This is a genomic window from Ottowia beijingensis (assembly GCF_013423955.1).
In the GTDB taxonomy this organism is placed as follows: Bacteria; Pseudomonadota; Gammaproteobacteria; order Burkholderiales; family Burkholderiaceae_C; genus Ottowia; species Ottowia beijingensis.
Genome location: NZ_JACCKX010000001.1, coordinates 182,964 through 197,539, shown reverse-complemented (window position 1 = coordinate 197,539; position 14,576 = coordinate 182,964). Strand labels below are relative to the sequence as shown.

The following is a 14,576-nucleotide window of genomic DNA, read 5'->3' as shown; positions in this document are numbered from 1 at the left end:
TTTAGCCGCGCACCATGGCCGATTGCCCCGCTCTCTTGATCACCGCTCCGGCCTCCGGCCAGGGCAAGACCACCGTCACAGCCGCGCTGGCGCGCATGCTGGCGCGGCGCGGCTGGCGCGTGCGGGTGTTCAAGTGCGGGCCGGACTTTCTGGACCCGTTCTGGCACCAGCTTGCCAGCGGCGCGCCGGTGCACAACGTCGACCTGTGGATGACCGGCGAGGCCGACATCCGCGCGCGCCTGCACGCCGCGGCTGGCGAGGCTGATGTGCTGTTGGTCGAAGGCGTGATGGGCCTGCACGACGGCACGCCCAGCGCGGCCGACCTGGCGCGCCGCTTCGGCCTGCCGGTGCTGGCCGTGGTGCAGGCCGGCGCCATGGCGCAGACGCTGGGCGCCGTCGTGCATGGCCTGCGCCACTACAAAAGGATAGCAACGGGCGCCTGCCCTGGGCCGGCGTGCTGGCAAACGGCGTGGCCAGCGCCGGGCACGCGGCGCTGTTGCAGGGTGCGGTCGATCCGCCCGAGGGCTGGCTCGGCCACCTGCCGCGCAGCGCCGCCATGCAGCTGCCCGAGCGGCACCTGGGCCTGGTGGCCGCGCACGAACTGGGCCAGGATGCCGCGCTGGCGCGGCTGGACGCCGCCGCCGACCTGCTGGCCGCCACGCCGCTGGGCGCGCTGACGCTGGACGACTGGCGCGCGCGCTGGGCCGTGGCGTTTGCCGCGCCCGCCGCCGGCGATGCCGACGCCGTGCCGCCGCTGCTCGCCGGCCGCACCGTAGCCGTGGCGCGCGATGCGGCTTTTGCCTTCATCTACCCTGCCAACGTGGCCACGCTGCAGGCGCTGGGCGCGCGCGTGGTGTTCTTCTCGCCGCTGGCGGGCGATGCGTTGCCCGAATGCGACGCGCTGTGGCTGCCCGGCGGCTACCCCGAGCTGCACGCCGCCGCGCTGGCCGCGCGCTCTGATTTGCGGAGCGCCCTGCACAGGCACGCCGCCGACGGCAAGCCGATCTGGGCCGAATGCGGCGGCATGATGGCGCTGTTCGAAGAGCTGGTCACGGCGGACGGTGCCGCGCACGCAATGTGGGGCCTGCTGCCGGGTCGCACGACCATGCAGAAAAAGCTGGCCGGCCTGGGCATGCAGGCCTGGGCGGCTGCGGCCGACGCGCCGCCGCTGCGCGGCCACAGCTTTCACTATTCGGTGTGCGACACGCCTCTGGCGCCCGTGGGCCGCACCACGCCCGCGCCCGGCAGCGCGCGGCGCGAGGGCGAAGCCGTGTACGTGGGCGGCCCGCGCGGCGCCGTGCGCGGCAGCTATTTCCACGCCTGGCTGGCCTCCAGCCCGCGCGCGGCGGTGCGGCTTTTTCAAGCGGCATCGGCGCCGGGTCGGCATGCAGCAAGGGCGATCAGCCATGAATGCAGGCCTGTTGGGGATGGCGGGCGGCCCGCAGCGCATCGTCTGCCTGACCGAGGAAACGACCGAGTGGCTCTACCTGCTGGGCGAGGAGCGCCGCATCGCCGGCATCAGTGGCTACACCGTGCGGCCGCGCCGCGCGCGCGACGAGAAGCCGAAGGTGAGCGCCTTCACCAGCGCCAAGCTCGACAAGATCCTCGCGCTCGAACCCGACCTGGTGCTGGGCTTTTCCGATATGCAGGCCGACATCGCCGCCGCGCTGATCCGTGCCGGCCTGCCGGTGATGGTGTTCAACCAGCGCAGCGTGGCGCAGATCGCCGACATGCTGGCGCAGCTGGCGGCGCTGGTTGGCGCCGCCGAACGCGGGCAGGCGCTCCTGCTTCAATTTGAGGAGCGTCTGGCGCTTATTCAGAAAGCGGTTCAGGCCCAATTCGCCCTTGGCAAGCGCCGCCCGCGCATCTACTTCGAGGAGTGGGACGAGCCGCCCATCAGCGGCATCCGCTGGGTGTCGGAGCTGATCGGCATCGCCGGCGGCGAGGACGTGTTTCCTGAACTCGCGGCCCAGCCGCTGGGCAAGGACCGCATCATTGCCAACCCGCTGGAGATCGTGCGGCGAGCGCCCGACATCATCGTCGGCTCGTGGTGCGGCAAGAAGTTTCGCCCCGAGAAGGTCGCCGCGCGCCCCGGCTGGCAGGACGTGCCCGCCGTGCGGCACGGCCAGCTGTTCGAGATCAAGTCCGCCGACATCCTGCAGCCCGGACCGGCGGCGCTGACCGATGGCGTCGAACAACTGCACCGCATCGTCACGCAATGGATGGACGCGCATGGCTGAAGCCCTGACGGTGGCGTGCAGCGAGCTCATCCTGGGCGGCCAGAAGAGCGGCAAATCGCGCCGGGCCGAAAACCTGGCCGCCGCTTGGCTGGCGCGGTCGCCTGATCACCGCGCGGTGCTGATCGCCACCGCCGAAGCGCACGACGACGAGATGCGCGCGCGCATTGCTCGCCACCAGCGCGAGCGCGCCGCGCGCGTGCCGGGCCTGCGCACGCTGGAGGCGCGGCACGACCTGCCCACCGCCATCGCCCAGGCCGGCGGCGCTGACACACTGCACATCGTCGATTGCCTCACGCTGTGGCTGACGCAACAGCTGATGCCGCTGGAGGATTCTGGACCGAATCGGCCGCCAGCGCCCGACTGGCGGGCGCAAACAGCTCTTTTATCGAAGCAATCAGGGCCTGCCCCGGCCCCATCGTGCTGGTCGGCAACGAGATCGGCCTGGGCGTCATCCCGCTCGGGCGCGAGGTGCGCGCCTTCGTCGATGCGCTGGGCACGCTCAACCAGCAGGTGGCGGCGGCGTGCGAGCGCGTGACGCTGATGGCGGCCGGGCTGCCGCTGACGCTGAAAGGACAGCCATGAAAGCACCACCCATCTTCCGCCGCGCCGGTTTTCTCCCGCCCCCGGGGAGGGCCGGGGTGGGGGCGAATCCATCGACCACGCCCCACGGCGCGGCCCCCATCCCTGCCTTTCCCCAGGGGAAGGAGGCACGCCGGCCCGCCCGCTGGCTGCTGGCCCTGCTGCTGTGGCCGCTCGCCCTGGCCGCGCACGCCTACGACATCCAGGACGACGCCGGCCAGACCACGCGCTTCGACGCGCCGCCGCGGCGCATCGTCAGCCTGCTGCCCTCGCTGACCGAAACCGTGTGCGCGCTCGATGCCTGCGACCGCCTGGTCGGCGTGGACCGCTATTCCAACTGGCCCGCCAGCGTGCAGAAGCTGCCGCAGGTGGGCGGCGGGCTGGATCCGAGCGTCGAGGCCATCGTGGCGCTGCGGCCCGATGTGGTGCTGATGGCCAACTCCTCGCGCGCCGGGGTGCGCCTGCGCGCGCTGGGGCTGAAGGTGGTGGCGCTGGAGCCCAAGACACGCGCCGACGTGGGCCGCGTCGTCGCTCGCCTGGGCAAGGTGCTGCAAGTGCCCGGCGCCGACGCGCTGATGCGCCAGATCGACGCCGGCGTGGCCGCTGCGGCGCAGTCGGTGCCGGCCGCCGCGCGCGGGCAGCGCGTGTACTTCGAGGTCAGCCCGTCGCCGCACGCGGCCGGGCACGGCAGCTTCATCGGCGAACTGCTGACCGAGCTGGGCCTGGGCAACATCATCGGGCCGGAGCAAGGGCCGTTTCCGCGCATCAACCCCGAGCTGGTGGTGCGCGCCGCGCCCGACCTCATCATGAGCAGCAGCCAGAGTGCCGCCGACATGCCGCGCCGCCCCGGCTGGGCCAGCCTGAAGGCGCTGCGCGACGGGCGCGTGTGCGTGTTCGACGCCGAGCACCGCAACATCCTGGTGCGCCCCGGACCGCGCATGCCCGAGGCGGCGCGCCTGATGGCCGATTGCGCGGCGAAATCGGTGGCTGCAAAAATGAGCAGCTTGCGCTTGCTGGGCAATGGCCGGGGCTTGATGGGACAGTTTTGCTGCCATGGGGGAGGGTGGGGGCCGGCCACGCCACCTGCCGGCGCCGCCGCCCCTCACCCCAACCCTCTCCCCAGAGGGGTGAGAGTGCCATACCGCGGCGCTTGACGCTCCTCTCTCCCTCTCCCGCCAGCGGGAGAGGGCCGGGGTGAGGGTGGCGCCCCTTGCCACCCCGAGAATCAAAAATTATAGCTGCACGCGCTTGACAGCAAAGGCCCAACGCCCGATTCCATGCCCAATGGCCAGCCGCGCAAAAGCCCAGCATCCATGACCGACGCCGCGCTGTCTTCTTCTGCGCCGCGCGCCGGCATGGCGCGCACCGCATGGCTGGCGCTCGCGCTGCTGGCGCTGGCGGTTTTCGGCCTGGCGCTGGGCGCCAGTGTGGGCAGCACGGGTTTCGACAGCGTGCTGCGTGCGCGCCACGACGCCGTGGCCTGGCAGATCGTGTGGGACATCCGCCTGCCGCGCACGCTGGGTGCCTGGCTGGCCGGCGCGCTGCTGGGGCTGGCCGGGGCGGTGGCGCAGGGGCTGTTCCGCAACCCGCTGGCCGATCCGTTTCTGCTGGGCAGCGCCTCGGGCGCGGCGCTGGCGGTGGCGATCGCGTTCGCCGTGATGGCCGCGGGGGCGCCCACGGCGCAGCGCTGGCGCAGATGGCCTCGCCCTGGTTGGCCCGCCTGGGTCTGACCGGCGCCGCCTTCGTCGGCGCGCTGGGTGGCGTGCTGCTGGCGCTGGTGCTGGCGCAGGGCGTGCAGCAGACGCTGCGCTTGCTGCTGGCCGGCGTGGTGGTGGGCTACGTACTGGGCGCGGTGCGCGACCTGGTGCAACTGGCCGAGCCCGACATCCTGCAGGCCATGCAGGGCTTCACCCTGGGCGTGACCGGCTTCGTGGGCTGGAGCGCGGTGGGCCTGATGGCCGCCGTGCTGGCGCCGCTGATGCTCACCGCCTGGGCGCTGGCGCGCGTGCTCGACGGCCTGAGCTGGGCGAATCCACCGCGCACAGCCTGGGCCTGCCGCTGGCGCCGATGCGCGCGCTGCTGATCGGCGTGCTGGCGCTGGGCACCGGCACGGCGGTGGCGCAGACCGGGCTGATCGGCTTCGTCGGCCTGGTGGCGCCGCACCTGGTGCGCGCCATGGCGCCCAGTACGCACGGGCCGCTGGTGCTGCTGAGCGCGCTGGCCGGCGGCCTGCTGCTGATGGCCGCCGACGTGGCCGCGCGCGTGGTCATCGCGCCGCAGGAGCTGCCGGTGGGCGTGTTGACGGCGGTGCTGGGCGGCATGTACCTGCTGTGGCTGATGCACCAGAGATCGCGATGACGGATTCGATCGCAGTCAGCGCACGGTCCACGGCCACCCGCATCGGCAAGGCCCTCATCCTGCATGGGATCGACGTGCGGATAGCCGCCGGCCGCTGGACCGCCATCGTCGGCCCCAACGGCGCCGGCAAATCGACCCTGCTGCGCGTGCTGGCCGGCCTGCTGCCGACCGATGGCACGGTGCAGTTGCACGGCCGGCCGCTGGCCGACTGGCCCGCACGCGAACGCGCCCGCCAGCTGGCCTGGCTGGGCCAGGCCGAAGGCGGCAGCGACGACTTGTCGGCCTACGACGTGGTCATGCTCGGGCGCCTGCCGCACCGCGCCTGGCTGGCGCCCGCCAGCGACGCCGACCACGCGGCCGTGCGGCAGGCGCTCGCGGCGATGCAGGTCGCGCACCTGCAGACGCGCCGCCTGGGCGAGTTGTCGGGCGGCGAGCGTCAGCGCGTGCTGCTGGCGCGCGCGCTGGCGGTGCAGGCGCCGCTGCTGCTGATGGACGAGCCGCTGGCCCACCTCGACCCGCCGCACCAGGCCGACTGGCTGGCCGTGGTGCGCGCGCAGGCCGCCGGCGGCACCGTGGTCAGCGTGCTGCACGAGCTGGGCATGGCGCTGCAGGCCGATGAGCTGCTGATCGTCAAGGACGGTGGCATCGCGCATCATGGCCCTTGCGCCAGCCCCAGCACGCACCGCGCGCTGCAGGCCGCTTTCGACTGGCGCATCGGCGTCTATCAGGTGAAAGACCGCTGGGTGGCGCTGCCACGCCTGCCACAACCGGAGCACGAACATGCAGACTGAAACCCCGCCCACCGAAAAGCGCTACGACCGCCCCGAGGGCGAGCGCCGCGGCCTCGTCATCGTGAACACCGGCGACGGCAAGGGCAAGAGCACGGCCGCCTTCGGCCTGGCACTGCGCGCCTTCGGCCGCCAGCACGTGCACGGCAGGCAGGTGAAGATTTTCCAGTTCATGAAAGTGCCCACGGCGCGCTTTGGCGAGCACCGCATGTTCGAGCAGATTGGTTTGCCCATCGAAGGGCTGGGCGACGGCTTCAGCTGGAAGAGCAAGGATCTCGACCATTCGGCGCAACTGGCGCGCGACGGCTGGCAGCGGGCCAAGGCGGCGATCCTGGACGGCGAGCATTTCCTGGTGGTGCTCGACGAGATCACCTACCCGCTGATCTACGGCTGGCTGCCGCTGGACGATGTGCTGCAGACCCTGCAGCAGCGCCCCAAGGACGTGCACGTGTGCCTGACGGGCCGGCGTTGCCCGCAGGAGATCATCGACATCGCGGATACCGTGACCGAGATGACCATGGTCAAGCACGCCTTCAAGGCCGGCGTTCCGGCCCAGCGCGGCATCGAGGATTGAGGCCGGATTCCAGTCCGGTTCGACATCCCTGTTACTGGCATATACACTTGGCATCTACGTGCACGACAGGGGAATCTGATGACCGCGCAAGCCACCATTTTCATGAACAACCGTTCGCAAGCCGTGCGCCTGCCGGCTGAGATGCGCTTTGGCGACGACGTGAAAAAGCTGCGTGTGCGAGCCCTGGGCGCCGAGCGCATTCTGGCGCCCGCCGACCGGGTCTGGGACAGCTTCTTCCTGCACGAAGCACCGGCGGACGACGACTTCATGAACGAGCGTGTCGAGCAGCGCCCCGCCCAGCGCGAGGAGCTTTAACCCTAGAAACGGCAGTTGACCGCTAGACATCCTTGGGCAACCCGCATGAGCGCTGACTTCCTTGGCTTCGATCACGTTCACCCATTGGGCGAGCGCGCTATGCACCCGATCGCGCCACACTGGCCGCGCCATGCCGCGTTGCTCGTCCTTGCAGGCACGAGCCTGCCGCGTCCTCGCGTCTTGCCTGGCACGCCCATCACGGCACGCTCGGGCGCATCCAACTGCAGTTTCTAGGGTAACCATGCTGCGCCACATGCTCGACACGAATATCGTCATCTACGTCATCAAGCGCCGCCCGCCCGAGGCGCTGGCGCATTTCAACCGCCATGCCGATGGCCTGTGCATCAGCAGCATCACGCTGGCCGAGCTGTACCACGGCGCCGAAAAAGCGCCCGCGTGGAGCACAACCTGCGCGTGGTCGAAAGCTTCGCGTCGCGGCTGGAGGTGCTGGCCTATGGCCCCAAGGCCGCCATGCACTACGGCCAGATTCGCACCGCGTTGGAGCGTGCGGGCCAGCCCATCAGCGAAAACGATCTGCACATCGCAGCCCACGCACGCAGCGAGGGCCTGACCCTGGTCACCCACAACCAGCGCGAATTCGCCCGCGTGCCGGCCTTGCTGCTGGACAACTGGATCGCTGCCGCATGAACCTGATCGAACACCATTACCCCACGCCGCTGGGCGACATGGTGGCGCTGTTCACGCCGCAGGGCCTCGCCCTGCTGGAGTTCAGCTGCGACACCAAGGGGCTGAGCCGCGAATGGCGCGATGTGGAGCGCCATGCGGGCGCGCTGGCGCAGGTGGGCGAGGATGCGCGCACGCGTGCGCTGGGCCAGCAGATCGATGCCTACTTCAGGGGTGAACTCAAGGATTTCGACGTGCCGCTCGACCTGGTCGGCACGCCGTTCCAGCAGAGCGTGTGGCAGGCGTTGCTGAATATCCCCTACGGCCAGACGCGCAGCTACGCCGAGCAGGCCGCCACCATCGGCCGGCCGACCGCCGTGCGCGCCGTGGCGGCCGCCAACGGGCAGAACAAGGTCTCCATCATCGTGCCGTGCCACCGCGTCATCGGCAGCAGCGGCCAGCTCACCGGCTACGGCGGCGGTCTGCCGCGCAAGCAGTGGTTGCTGGGCCTGGAGCGTGGCGAGACCGACTTGCTCCCTCTCCCGCCAGCGGGAGAGGGCGGGGTGAGGGTCTGGTTTTCTGATGGGGACGGTTGGGGCGGGTGGCGCCGCCGGCGCCTCACCCCAGCCCTCTCCCCAAAGGGGCGAGGGAGTAAAACCGATGCCCCGCGATAAACCGTGACAGCGCGCCCTGCAGCACGCGCGGCGTCATGCATTCAGTAGTTGTTGACTTCGAAAGGACACCGATGCCCCTCACCGCCACGACCCCGCCGCAACCCATCACCCTCCACAAGCGCGCCGCGCCCGCAGCGACCGCCGGCACCGAACGCTGGAGCGTCGAGCAGATCGAGGCGCTGCTGAACCTGCCCTTCACCGACCTGCTGTGGCAGGCCCAGAAAGTGCACCGCGCGCACCACGATCCGAACGAGGTCGAGCTGGCCACGCTGCTCAGCGTGAAAACCGGCGGTTGCCCCGAGGACTGCGGCTACTGCCCGCAGTCGGTGCATTACGACACCGGCGTGAAGGCCGAGAAGCTGATGGAAAGCGGCGCCGTGAAGCAGGCCGCCGAAGCCGCCAGGGCCGCGGGTGCCACGCGCTTCTGCATGGGCGCCGCCTGGCGCGCGCCCAAAGACCGCGACATCGACGCCGTGGCCGAACTGGTGCGCACCGTCAAGGATGTGGGTCTGGAAGCCTGCGTCACCCTCGGCATGCTGGCCGACGGGCAGGCGGAAAAGCTCAAGGCCGCCGGCCTCGACTACTACAACCACAACCTCGACTGCGCGCCCGACTTCTACGGCGAGATCATCAGCACGCGCGACTACCAGGACCGGCTCGACACGCTCGACCGCGTGCGCGGCGCGGGCGTCAAGGTGTGCTCGGGCGGCATCGTCGGCATGGGCGAATCGCGCCGCCAGCGCGCCGCGCTGATCGCGCAACTGGCCAACCTGCCCGAGGTGCCCGACAGCGTGCCCATCAACCACTTGGTCAAGGTCGAAGGCACGCCGCTGGCCGAACAGCCCGACCTGGACCCGTTCGAGTTCGTGCGCATGATCGCCGCCGCGCGCATCACCATGCCGAAGTCGCGCGTGCGCCTGTCGGCCGGCCGCCAGCAGCTGGGCGAGGCGGTGCAGGCGCTGTGCTTTCTGGCCGGCGCCAACAGCATCTTCTATGGCGAAAAGCTGCTCATCACCGGCAACCCCGAGGTGGCGGGCGACCGCGCGCTGTTCCAGCGCCTGGGCGTCAAGGGCAGGGCGGGCGTGCCGGGGATGGACGCGCTGCTGCCGGCCGGCTGAGGGCGCCACGCCATGAACATGGGCGACGAATGACGGGGAGTATGCCTGGTTAGCGCGCGTCAGTCGGGTGCTACAGCTGCTCTATATTGGGAGTATGTGCCCAGCCCTCGCTTGCATGACAAAGCGATGACAAGCCCATAGGTAGGCTTCCCAATGGGAACGCTGGCAGCTGTGCAAGCGCGGCGCGGCGCGGCGTCGGCGCCACCGGTGGCGTGATGGCAGCGCTGGGCGCCGGCAGCATCGCCGGGCCGATCGGCATCGGCCTGGTCGTGGTGTCGGTGGTTGGCCTGGGTATCTGGAACTCCGTCAAGGAGGCCAACAAGCACGAGCCCGGCAACGATGGCGGCGTCTCGACGCGATTCCTGCAGCACGCCGGCCTGTCGGAGTCCGCCGCCGCAGCACTCAACGACCAGAGCGGGGAGGGCTACAACGTGATGCCCATGCTGGCCCGGTATGCGCAGACCAAGGGCCTGGACCTGAACATACCCGCCGACCAGCAGAAGTTCGCCGACTGGACCCTGTCCTGGAACGAAATCAAGGCGACGCCGAGCGCGTGGCCTTTCTGTTCACGCTGTACCAGCGCATGACCAGCCTGCTGCCCGCCGCCGCGCGGCGGCGACGCAAGAAGCGGTGAGCGCCTACGCGTCGGGGCGATGCGTGCCCATGCGGCAGGCGCTGCCGGGTTGGCACGCGCTCCGTTTGGATGCGGTGCGCCGCGCAGCTGGAACTGGCCACATACTCCCTATATAGATATCCGCCAGCGCCCGCCAGACAGGCGCTGAAGGCGCATACTCCCCAATTTTCAAGGATGGAACAGCGCAGGGCTGGCGGCCGCGCGCGGGCGCGGCTCGGCGTCAGCGCGGCGCGTCGTCCTCGCCGTCGTCATCCTCGTCGTCATCGTCATCGTCGTCCATGGCGAAGGCGATGGGCTGCTCGCTCAGCTCCTCGATCAGCGTGGCGCGGAACTGCGCCAGGTTGCGCGCCATGTCTTCGGGGGTCAGGGGTTCGTCGGTGTCGGCCTGCAGCAGCACGTCGGGCTGTTCGCCCAGGATGGCGTCGATCCAGCGGTCGGCCAGGTCGGCGGCCAGCAGGGTTTGGGTGGTGATGTCCATGTCGCGTTCTCCTTGGATGGTGCCCCCGGCGGGTTGCCTGGTGCCAGGCCATTCTGACGCGCTTGCCGAACAAGGGTGTGACAGGATGGGGCGGCTTGCGTCGCCAGGCGCTGGCGGCTATATTCGCTATTCGCAAATAGCGAATGAACGTCGCCCATGGCCGCTGGCAAATCCAACCCCCAACCCATGCTGCGCCCGCAGGATCTGCTGGTGCTGCTGCGCCTGGTGCTGCAGGATGGGCCGGCGCCGTCCTATGCAGCGCTGGCGGCCGAGCTGGGCCTGACGGCGTCGGAAACGCACGGCGCCGTGCAGCGCGCGGTGGCGGCCGGGCTGGCCTACATCGACCCGGAGGGCGGCCCGCGCGTGGTGCGCGAGGCGCTGCGCCTGTTTGTGCAGCACGGGGCGCGCTACTGCTTTGCACCGCTGCGCGGCGAGCTGACGCGCGGCCTGCCCACGGGCTATGCCGCGGCGCCGCTGGAGGGTCTGATCGTGGCGCCCGCCAGCGAGCCGCCGCCCGTCTGGCCCGACCCGCACGGCACGCGCCGTGGCATGACGCTGCACCCGCTGTACCCGAGCGTGCCCGAGGCGGCGCGGCGCAACCCGGCGCTGTACGAGCTGCTGGCGCTGTTCGATGCCGTGCGCGCCGGCAGCCCGCACGAGCGCGCGCTGGCGCTGCCGCTGATCGAGGAGCGCCTGCAGTCGTGAATCCGAACGACCCGAATGTGACCCTGCGGGCTCTGGCCGGCGGGGAGGGCGCGCCGTGATTGCATGGTGGTCCGTTGCCGGCGAACCCTGGGCCGTGCTGCTGGCCAGCGCTCCGGCGCTGGCCATCGCCATCGACCGCCTGCTGGGCGAGCCGCCCTTGCGCTGGCACCCGGTGGCATGGATGGGGCGCTGGCTGGCCTGGGCGGGCGAGCGGCTGGCGCCGCGCGTGGGTGAGGCGCGCGTGCTGTCGGATGCGCGCGTGTTCTGGTTCGCGGCGCTGTCGTGGTGCGCGGCGGCGGCGGCGTTTTTGCCGTGGCCTGGCTGTTTCAGGGCTGGGTGCTGACGCAGCCGGCCTGGCTGGCGGCGCTGGCGCTGGGGCTGTTCTTGAAGCCGTTGCTGGCCTGGGCCATGCTGCACGACGAGGTGCTGGCGGTGGAGCGCGCGCTGGGCGAATCGCTGGACGCGGGCCGCGCGCAACTGGCGCGGCTGGTGAGTCGCGACGTGAGCGCGCTGTCGGCGCACCAGGTGCGCGAGAGCGCCATCGAGAGCTGGCCGAGAACCTGAACGATTCGGTGGTGGCGCCGCTGTTCTGGTTCGTGCTGCTGGGGCTGCCGGGGGCGGTGCTGTTTCGCTTTGCCAACACGGCCGATGCCATGTGGGGCTACCCCGGCGTGCGCGGCGGGCGCGACTGGCAATGGGCCGGCAAGTGGGCGGCGCGTGCGGACGACGTGCTGGCCTGGGTGCCGGCGCGCATCACCGCGGCGCTGATCGCGCTGCCGGCCGGCCACACCGCCGGCCCGGGCCGCCTGTGGGTGGAGGCGGCGCGCACGCCATCGCCCAACGGCGGCTGGCCCATGGCGGCCATGGCGCTGGCCCTGCGCGTGCAGCTGCGCAAGCCGGGCATCTACACGTTGAACCCCGAAGGCCGCACGCCCGAGCCTGCCGACACGCTGCGCGCCTGCGCCATCGGATCGCGCACGGTGGGCGTGGCCACGCTGCTGGCGTGCGGGGCGTTGCTGGGGGTGTTGGTTTGAACGTGTGGCGGGCGATGGCGGGGTGCCGTAGGAGCGGCGGCAGCCGCGAAAAGGTGCCGTTATGCATGGGTGCGCTGATTCACGGCTGCCGCCGCTCCTACGACGGTTTTCAAGCGTTTTCGGGCTCCAGCGCCCGCCAGTCAAGCGCAGGCAGCTATGAATAACGAAGTGATGAGCCCGCCCACGCACGGCGGCCCCGACGCACTGGGCGTGCCGGCGCACGACTTGTCGACCAACGCCAATGCCTGCGGCCCCTACGCACCCGCCGTGCAGGCGCTGCGGGTGGCCGATGCGCGGCACTACCCCGACCCGGCCTACACCGCGCTCACCGTGCAGCTGGCGGCCTGGCACGGCGTGGCGCCGGCGCGCATCGTGCTGGCGGCCAGCGGCAGCGAGTTCATCCAGCGCATCAGCGTGGCCGTCGCCCTGCAGGCGCCGGGCGCGCGTGTCTGGCTGCCCGCGCACGCCTATGGCGACTACGCCCGCGCGGCGCAGGCGGCGGGGCTGGCGCGGGTGGACCATCCCACCGATGCCGCGCTGCTGTGGGCGTGCGACCCGTCCAGCCCGCTGGGCCAGCCGCACGCGGGCCTGGCCGATCAGGTGGCGGCGCTGCGGCGGGGGCAGGCGCTGGTGCTCGACCAGGCCTACGAGCCGCTGCGCCTGGCCGGTGCGCTGGCGCTGGACGCGGCGGCGCAGGACCGCGTGTGGCGCCTCGTCACCCCCAACAAGGCGCTGGGCCTGACGGGCGTGCGCGCGGCCTACGCGATTGCGCCGCGGGGTGCCGACGCGGCCTTGCTGGCGCGCCTGCACGCGCTGGCGCCTTCGTGGCCCGTGGGCGCGCACGGCGTGGCGCTGCTGCAAGCCTGGGCCACGGTGGATGCGCACGACTGGCTGCAGGACTGCCGCGCCACGCTGCGCGGCTGGAAGGCGCGCCAGATCGACTTGCTGCAAGCCGCCGGCTGGCGGGTGGCGGCCAGTGCTGCTAACTTTTTGGTAGCTGCTGGCGCAGATGGAGCGGGCGTTGAAGGTCGATTTGGCTTGAATCCGCTGTTGACTGCGCTGCGCGCGCAAGGCATCAAGCTGCGCGACTGCGCCAGCTTCGGCCTGCCCGGCAGGGTGCGCATGGCGGTGGTGGCGCCGGCGGTGCAGGATGCGTTGATGGCTGCGTTGGACGATGTGACTCGAAAGGACATGGCATGACCGCCCGCTGCATCATGGTGCTGGGCACGAGCAGTGGCGCGGGCAAGAGCTGGATCGCCACCGCGCTGTGCCGCCACTACGCCAACCAGGGCCTGAAGGTAGCGCCGTTCAAGGCGCAGAACATGAGCAACAACGCGCGCGTGGTGGCGGGGGCGTGGCTCCCTCGTCCGCTGGGGGAGGGTGGGGCTGGCAGCGCCACCTACGGGCGCCGCTGGCCCCTCACCCCAGCCCTCTCCCCAAAGGGGCGAGGGAGTGGGCCCCGCGCGTTTGGGCGGCGACATGGACTTGCTCCCTCTCCCGCCTGCGGGAGAAAGTATGGGTGAGGGCGCTCCCTCCCCCGTTGGGGGAGGGTTGGGGTGGGGGCCAGCTGCGCGTGCCGAGGGCGCCGGCGCCCCTCTGGGCGAGATCGGCTCAGCCCAGTACTTCCAGGCCCTGGCTGCGCGCGCCGAGCCCGACGTGCGCATGAACCCGCTGCTGCTCAAGCCCGAGGCCGACACGCGCAGCCAGGTGGTGCTGATGGGGCAGGTGAACTGCGAGCTGACCGACCTGCCCTGGCGCGGCCGCAGCGAGCGCGTGTGGCCGCACATCGCCGCCGCGCTGGATGCGCTGATCGCCGAAAACGATGTGGTGGTGATCGAAGGCGCCGGCTCGCCGGCCGAGATCAACCTGATGGCCAGCGACGTGGTGAACCTGCGCGTGGCGCGGCATGCCAACGCGCGCTGCCTGCTCGTGACTGACATCGACCGCGGCGGCGCCTTCGCGCACCTGTACGGCACCTGGGCGCTGCTGCCCGAGGATGATCGCGCGCGCATCGCCGGCTTCGTGCTGAACAAGTTCAGGGTGACGCGGCGCTGCTGGCACCGGCGCCCGAGCAGTTGGAGGAGTTGACCGGCGTGCCCACCGTCGCCGTGGTGCCGATGCGTTTCGGGCACGGTTTGCCGGAGGAAGATGGCGTGTTCGATGACCGGGCCTGGCATGCTCCCTCCCCCAGTGGGGGAGGGTTGGGCTGGGGCCGGCAGCGCCACCCATGGGCGCCGCTGGCCCCTCACCCCAAAGGGGCGAGGAGTGGGCCCCGCGCGTTTGGGCGGCGACATGGACTTGCTCCCTCTCCCGCTGGCGGGAGAGGGCGGGGTGAGGGCGCCCCTCCCCCGCTGGGGAGGGTTGGGGTGGGGGCAGACCGCGCCAGCCATCGGCGCCGCCGGCCCTCACCCCAGCCCTCTCCCCAAAGGGGCGAGGGAGCCAGCCCGGCGCGCCT

The 14,576-nt window shown here is 71.3% G+C and carries 12 protein-coding genes and 7 pseudogenes; 17 read left to right on the top strand and 2 right to left on the bottom strand.

What is annotated here, in order from left to right:
• Positions 1 to 14: 14 nt before the first annotated feature.
• The 8 genes and pseudogenes from H0I39_RS01025 to vapB all read left to right on the top strand — a co-directional run.
• Positions 15 to 1,378, top strand: a pseudogene (locus H0I39_RS01025) (cobyrinic acid a,c-diamide synthase CobB); the annotation flags it as partial.
• 28 nt (positions 1,379 to 1,406) lie between these two features.
• Positions 1,407 to 2,240 carry a cobalamin-binding protein gene (locus H0I39_RS01020; RefSeq protein WP_257645541.1) on the top strand — a complete coding sequence of 278 codons (834 nt, stop codon included), beginning with the start codon at positions 1,407 to 1,409 and terminating at the stop codon, positions 2,238 to 2,240.
• Positions 2,233 to 2,822 (top strand): annotated as a pseudogene (locus H0I39_RS01015) (bifunctional adenosylcobinamide kinase/adenosylcobinamide-phosphate guanylyltransferase). Before H0I39_RS01020 ends, H0I39_RS01015 begins: the two are co-directional and overlap by 8 nt.
• On the top strand, positions 2,819 to 3,973 hold the full coding sequence (locus H0I39_RS01010; RefSeq protein WP_180549262.1) for an ABC transporter substrate-binding protein: 1,155 nt from the start codon (positions 2,819 to 2,821) through the stop codon (positions 3,971 to 3,973). Before H0I39_RS01015 ends, H0I39_RS01010 begins: the two are co-directional and overlap by 4 nt.
• A 159-nt stretch (positions 3,974 to 4,132) precedes the next feature.
• Positions 4,133 to 5,177 (top strand): annotated as a pseudogene (locus tag H0I39_RS01005) (FecCD family ABC transporter permease).
• A complete protein-coding gene (locus H0I39_RS01000; protein WP_180549261.1) occupies positions 5,174 to 5,968 on the top strand; it encodes an ABC transporter ATP-binding protein in 795 nt (264 codons plus the stop codon). The pseudogene H0I39_RS01005 and the gene H0I39_RS01000 overlap by 4 nt, the downstream one beginning before the upstream one ends.
• Positions 5,958 to 6,539: a cob(I)yrinic acid a,c-diamide adenosyltransferase gene (cobO, locus tag H0I39_RS00995; RefSeq protein ID WP_180549260.1), complete on the top strand. Its 582-nt coding sequence runs from the start codon at positions 5,958 to 5,960 to the stop codon at positions 6,537 to 6,539. The genes H0I39_RS01000 and cobO overlap by 11 nt, the downstream gene beginning before the upstream one ends.
• Before the next feature lie 78 nt (positions 6,540 to 6,617).
• On the top strand, positions 6,618 to 6,854 hold the full coding sequence (vapB, locus tag H0I39_RS00990; RefSeq protein WP_180549259.1) for a type II toxin-antitoxin system VapB family antitoxin: 237 nt from the start codon (positions 6,618 to 6,620) through the stop codon (positions 6,852 to 6,854).
• Between the two features lie 196 nt (positions 6,855 to 7,050).
• Here the strand turns inward: vapB and H0I39_RS23685 are convergent, their stop codons facing one another.
• Positions 7,051 to 7,230: a hypothetical protein gene (locus H0I39_RS23685; protein ID WP_308645943.1), complete on the bottom strand. Its 180-nt coding sequence runs from the start codon at positions 7,228 to 7,230 to the stop codon at positions 7,051 to 7,053.
• Here H0I39_RS23685 and H0I39_RS00985 point away from each other — a divergent pair.
• The 4 genes and pseudogenes from H0I39_RS00985 (at position 7,162) to H0I39_RS00970 (ending at position 9,857) form a co-directional block, all read left to right on the top strand.
• Positions 7,162 to 7,502: pseudogene (locus tag H0I39_RS00985) on the top strand (type II toxin-antitoxin system VapC family toxin). The gene H0I39_RS23685 and the pseudogene H0I39_RS00985 sit on opposite strands and share 69 nt — an antisense overlap.
• The gene (locus H0I39_RS00980) at positions 7,499 to 8,152 is read left to right on the top strand and encodes a methylated-DNA--[protein]-cysteine S-methyltransferase (protein ID WP_180549258.1); all 654 of its coding nucleotides are present in this window, start codon (positions 7,499 to 7,501) and stop codon (positions 8,150 to 8,152) included. The pseudogene H0I39_RS00985 and the gene H0I39_RS00980 overlap by 4 nt, the downstream one beginning before the upstream one ends.
• Before the next feature lie 71 nt (positions 8,153 to 8,223).
• On the top strand, positions 8,224 to 9,270 hold the full coding sequence (bioB, locus tag H0I39_RS00975) for a biotin synthase BioB (RefSeq protein WP_180549257.1): 1,047 nt from the start codon (positions 8,224 to 8,226) through the stop codon (positions 9,268 to 9,270).
• A 215-nt stretch (positions 9,271 to 9,485) separates the two neighbouring features.
• Entirely contained in the window at positions 9,486 to 9,857 is a 372-nt protein-coding gene (locus tag H0I39_RS00970; RefSeq protein ID WP_180549256.1) for a hypothetical protein, read from the top strand.
• 267 nt (positions 9,858 to 10,124) lie between these two features.
• Here H0I39_RS00970 and H0I39_RS00965 read toward each other — a convergent pair whose 3' ends face one another.
• Complete coding sequence (locus tag H0I39_RS00965) at positions 10,125 to 10,382, bottom strand: hypothetical protein (RefSeq protein WP_180549255.1); 258 nt, start codon at positions 10,380 to 10,382, stop codon at positions 10,125 to 10,127.
• 186 nt (positions 10,383 to 10,568) lie between these two features.
• On the opposite strand from H0I39_RS00965, the gene H0I39_RS00960 reads away from it, so the two are divergent.
• From H0I39_RS00960 to H0I39_RS00940, 5 genes and pseudogenes are all read left to right on the top strand, one after another.
• Complete coding sequence (locus H0I39_RS00960) at positions 10,569 to 11,087, top strand: hypothetical protein (RefSeq protein ID WP_180549254.1); 519 nt, start codon at positions 10,569 to 10,571, stop codon at positions 11,085 to 11,087.
• 55 nt (positions 11,088 to 11,142) lie between these two features.
• A pseudogene (gene cbiB, locus H0I39_RS00955) lies at positions 11,143 to 12,121 on the top strand (adenosylcobinamide-phosphate synthase CbiB).
• 171 nt (positions 12,122 to 12,292) lie between these two features.
• Complete coding sequence (locus H0I39_RS00950; RefSeq protein WP_180549253.1) at positions 12,293 to 13,321, top strand: aminotransferase class I/II-fold pyridoxal phosphate-dependent enzyme; 1,029 nt, start codon at positions 12,293 to 12,295, stop codon at positions 13,319 to 13,321.
• Positions 13,318 to 13,483 (top strand): annotated as a pseudogene (locus H0I39_RS00945) (nucleotide-binding protein); the annotation flags it as partial. The gene H0I39_RS00950 and the pseudogene H0I39_RS00945, both read left to right, overlap by 4 nt.
• A 237-nt stretch (positions 13,484 to 13,720) precedes the next feature.
• Positions 13,721 to 14,289: pseudogene (locus H0I39_RS00940) on the top strand (AAA family ATPase); the annotation flags it as partial.
• Positions 14,290 to 14,576 lie beyond the last annotated feature (287 nt).

Excerpts from the sequence above, each read along its gene's own strand:
- H0I39_RS01020 (WP_257645541.1), top strand. The coding sequence starts at position 1,407 with ATGAATGCAGGCCTGTTGGGGATGGCGGGCGGCCCGCAGCGCATCGTC.
- H0I39_RS01010 (WP_180549262.1), top strand. The coding sequence starts at position 2,819 with ATGAAAGCACCACCCATCTTCCGCCGCGCCGGTTTTCTCCCGCCCCCG.
- H0I39_RS01000 (WP_180549261.1), top strand. The coding sequence starts at position 5,174 with ATGACGGATTCGATCGCAGTCAGCGCACGGTCCACGGCCACCCGCATC.
- cobO (WP_180549260.1), top strand. The coding sequence starts at position 5,958 with ATGCAGACTGAAACCCCGCCCACCGAAAAGCGCTACGACCGCCCCGAG.
- vapB (WP_180549259.1), top strand. The coding sequence starts at position 6,618 with ATGACCGCGCAAGCCACCATTTTCATGAACAACCGTTCGCAAGCCGTG.
- H0I39_RS00980 (WP_180549258.1), top strand. The coding sequence starts at position 7,499 with ATGAACCTGATCGAACACCATTACCCCACGCCGCTGGGCGACATGGTG.
- bioB (WP_180549257.1), top strand. The coding sequence starts at position 8,224 with ATGCCCCTCACCGCCACGACCCCGCCGCAACCCATCACCCTCCACAAG.
- H0I39_RS00970 (WP_180549256.1), top strand. The coding sequence starts at position 9,486 with ATGGCAGCGCTGGGCGCCGGCAGCATCGCCGGGCCGATCGGCATCGGC.
- H0I39_RS00965 (WP_180549255.1), bottom strand. The coding sequence starts at position 10,382 with ATGGACATCACCACCCAAACCCTGCTGGCCGCCGACCTGGCCGACCGC.
- H0I39_RS00960 (WP_180549254.1), top strand. The coding sequence starts at position 10,569 with ATGCTGCGCCCGCAGGATCTGCTGGTGCTGCTGCGCCTGGTGCTGCAG.
- H0I39_RS00950 (WP_180549253.1), top strand. The coding sequence starts at position 12,293 with ATGAGCCCGCCCACGCACGGCGGCCCCGACGCACTGGGCGTGCCGGCG.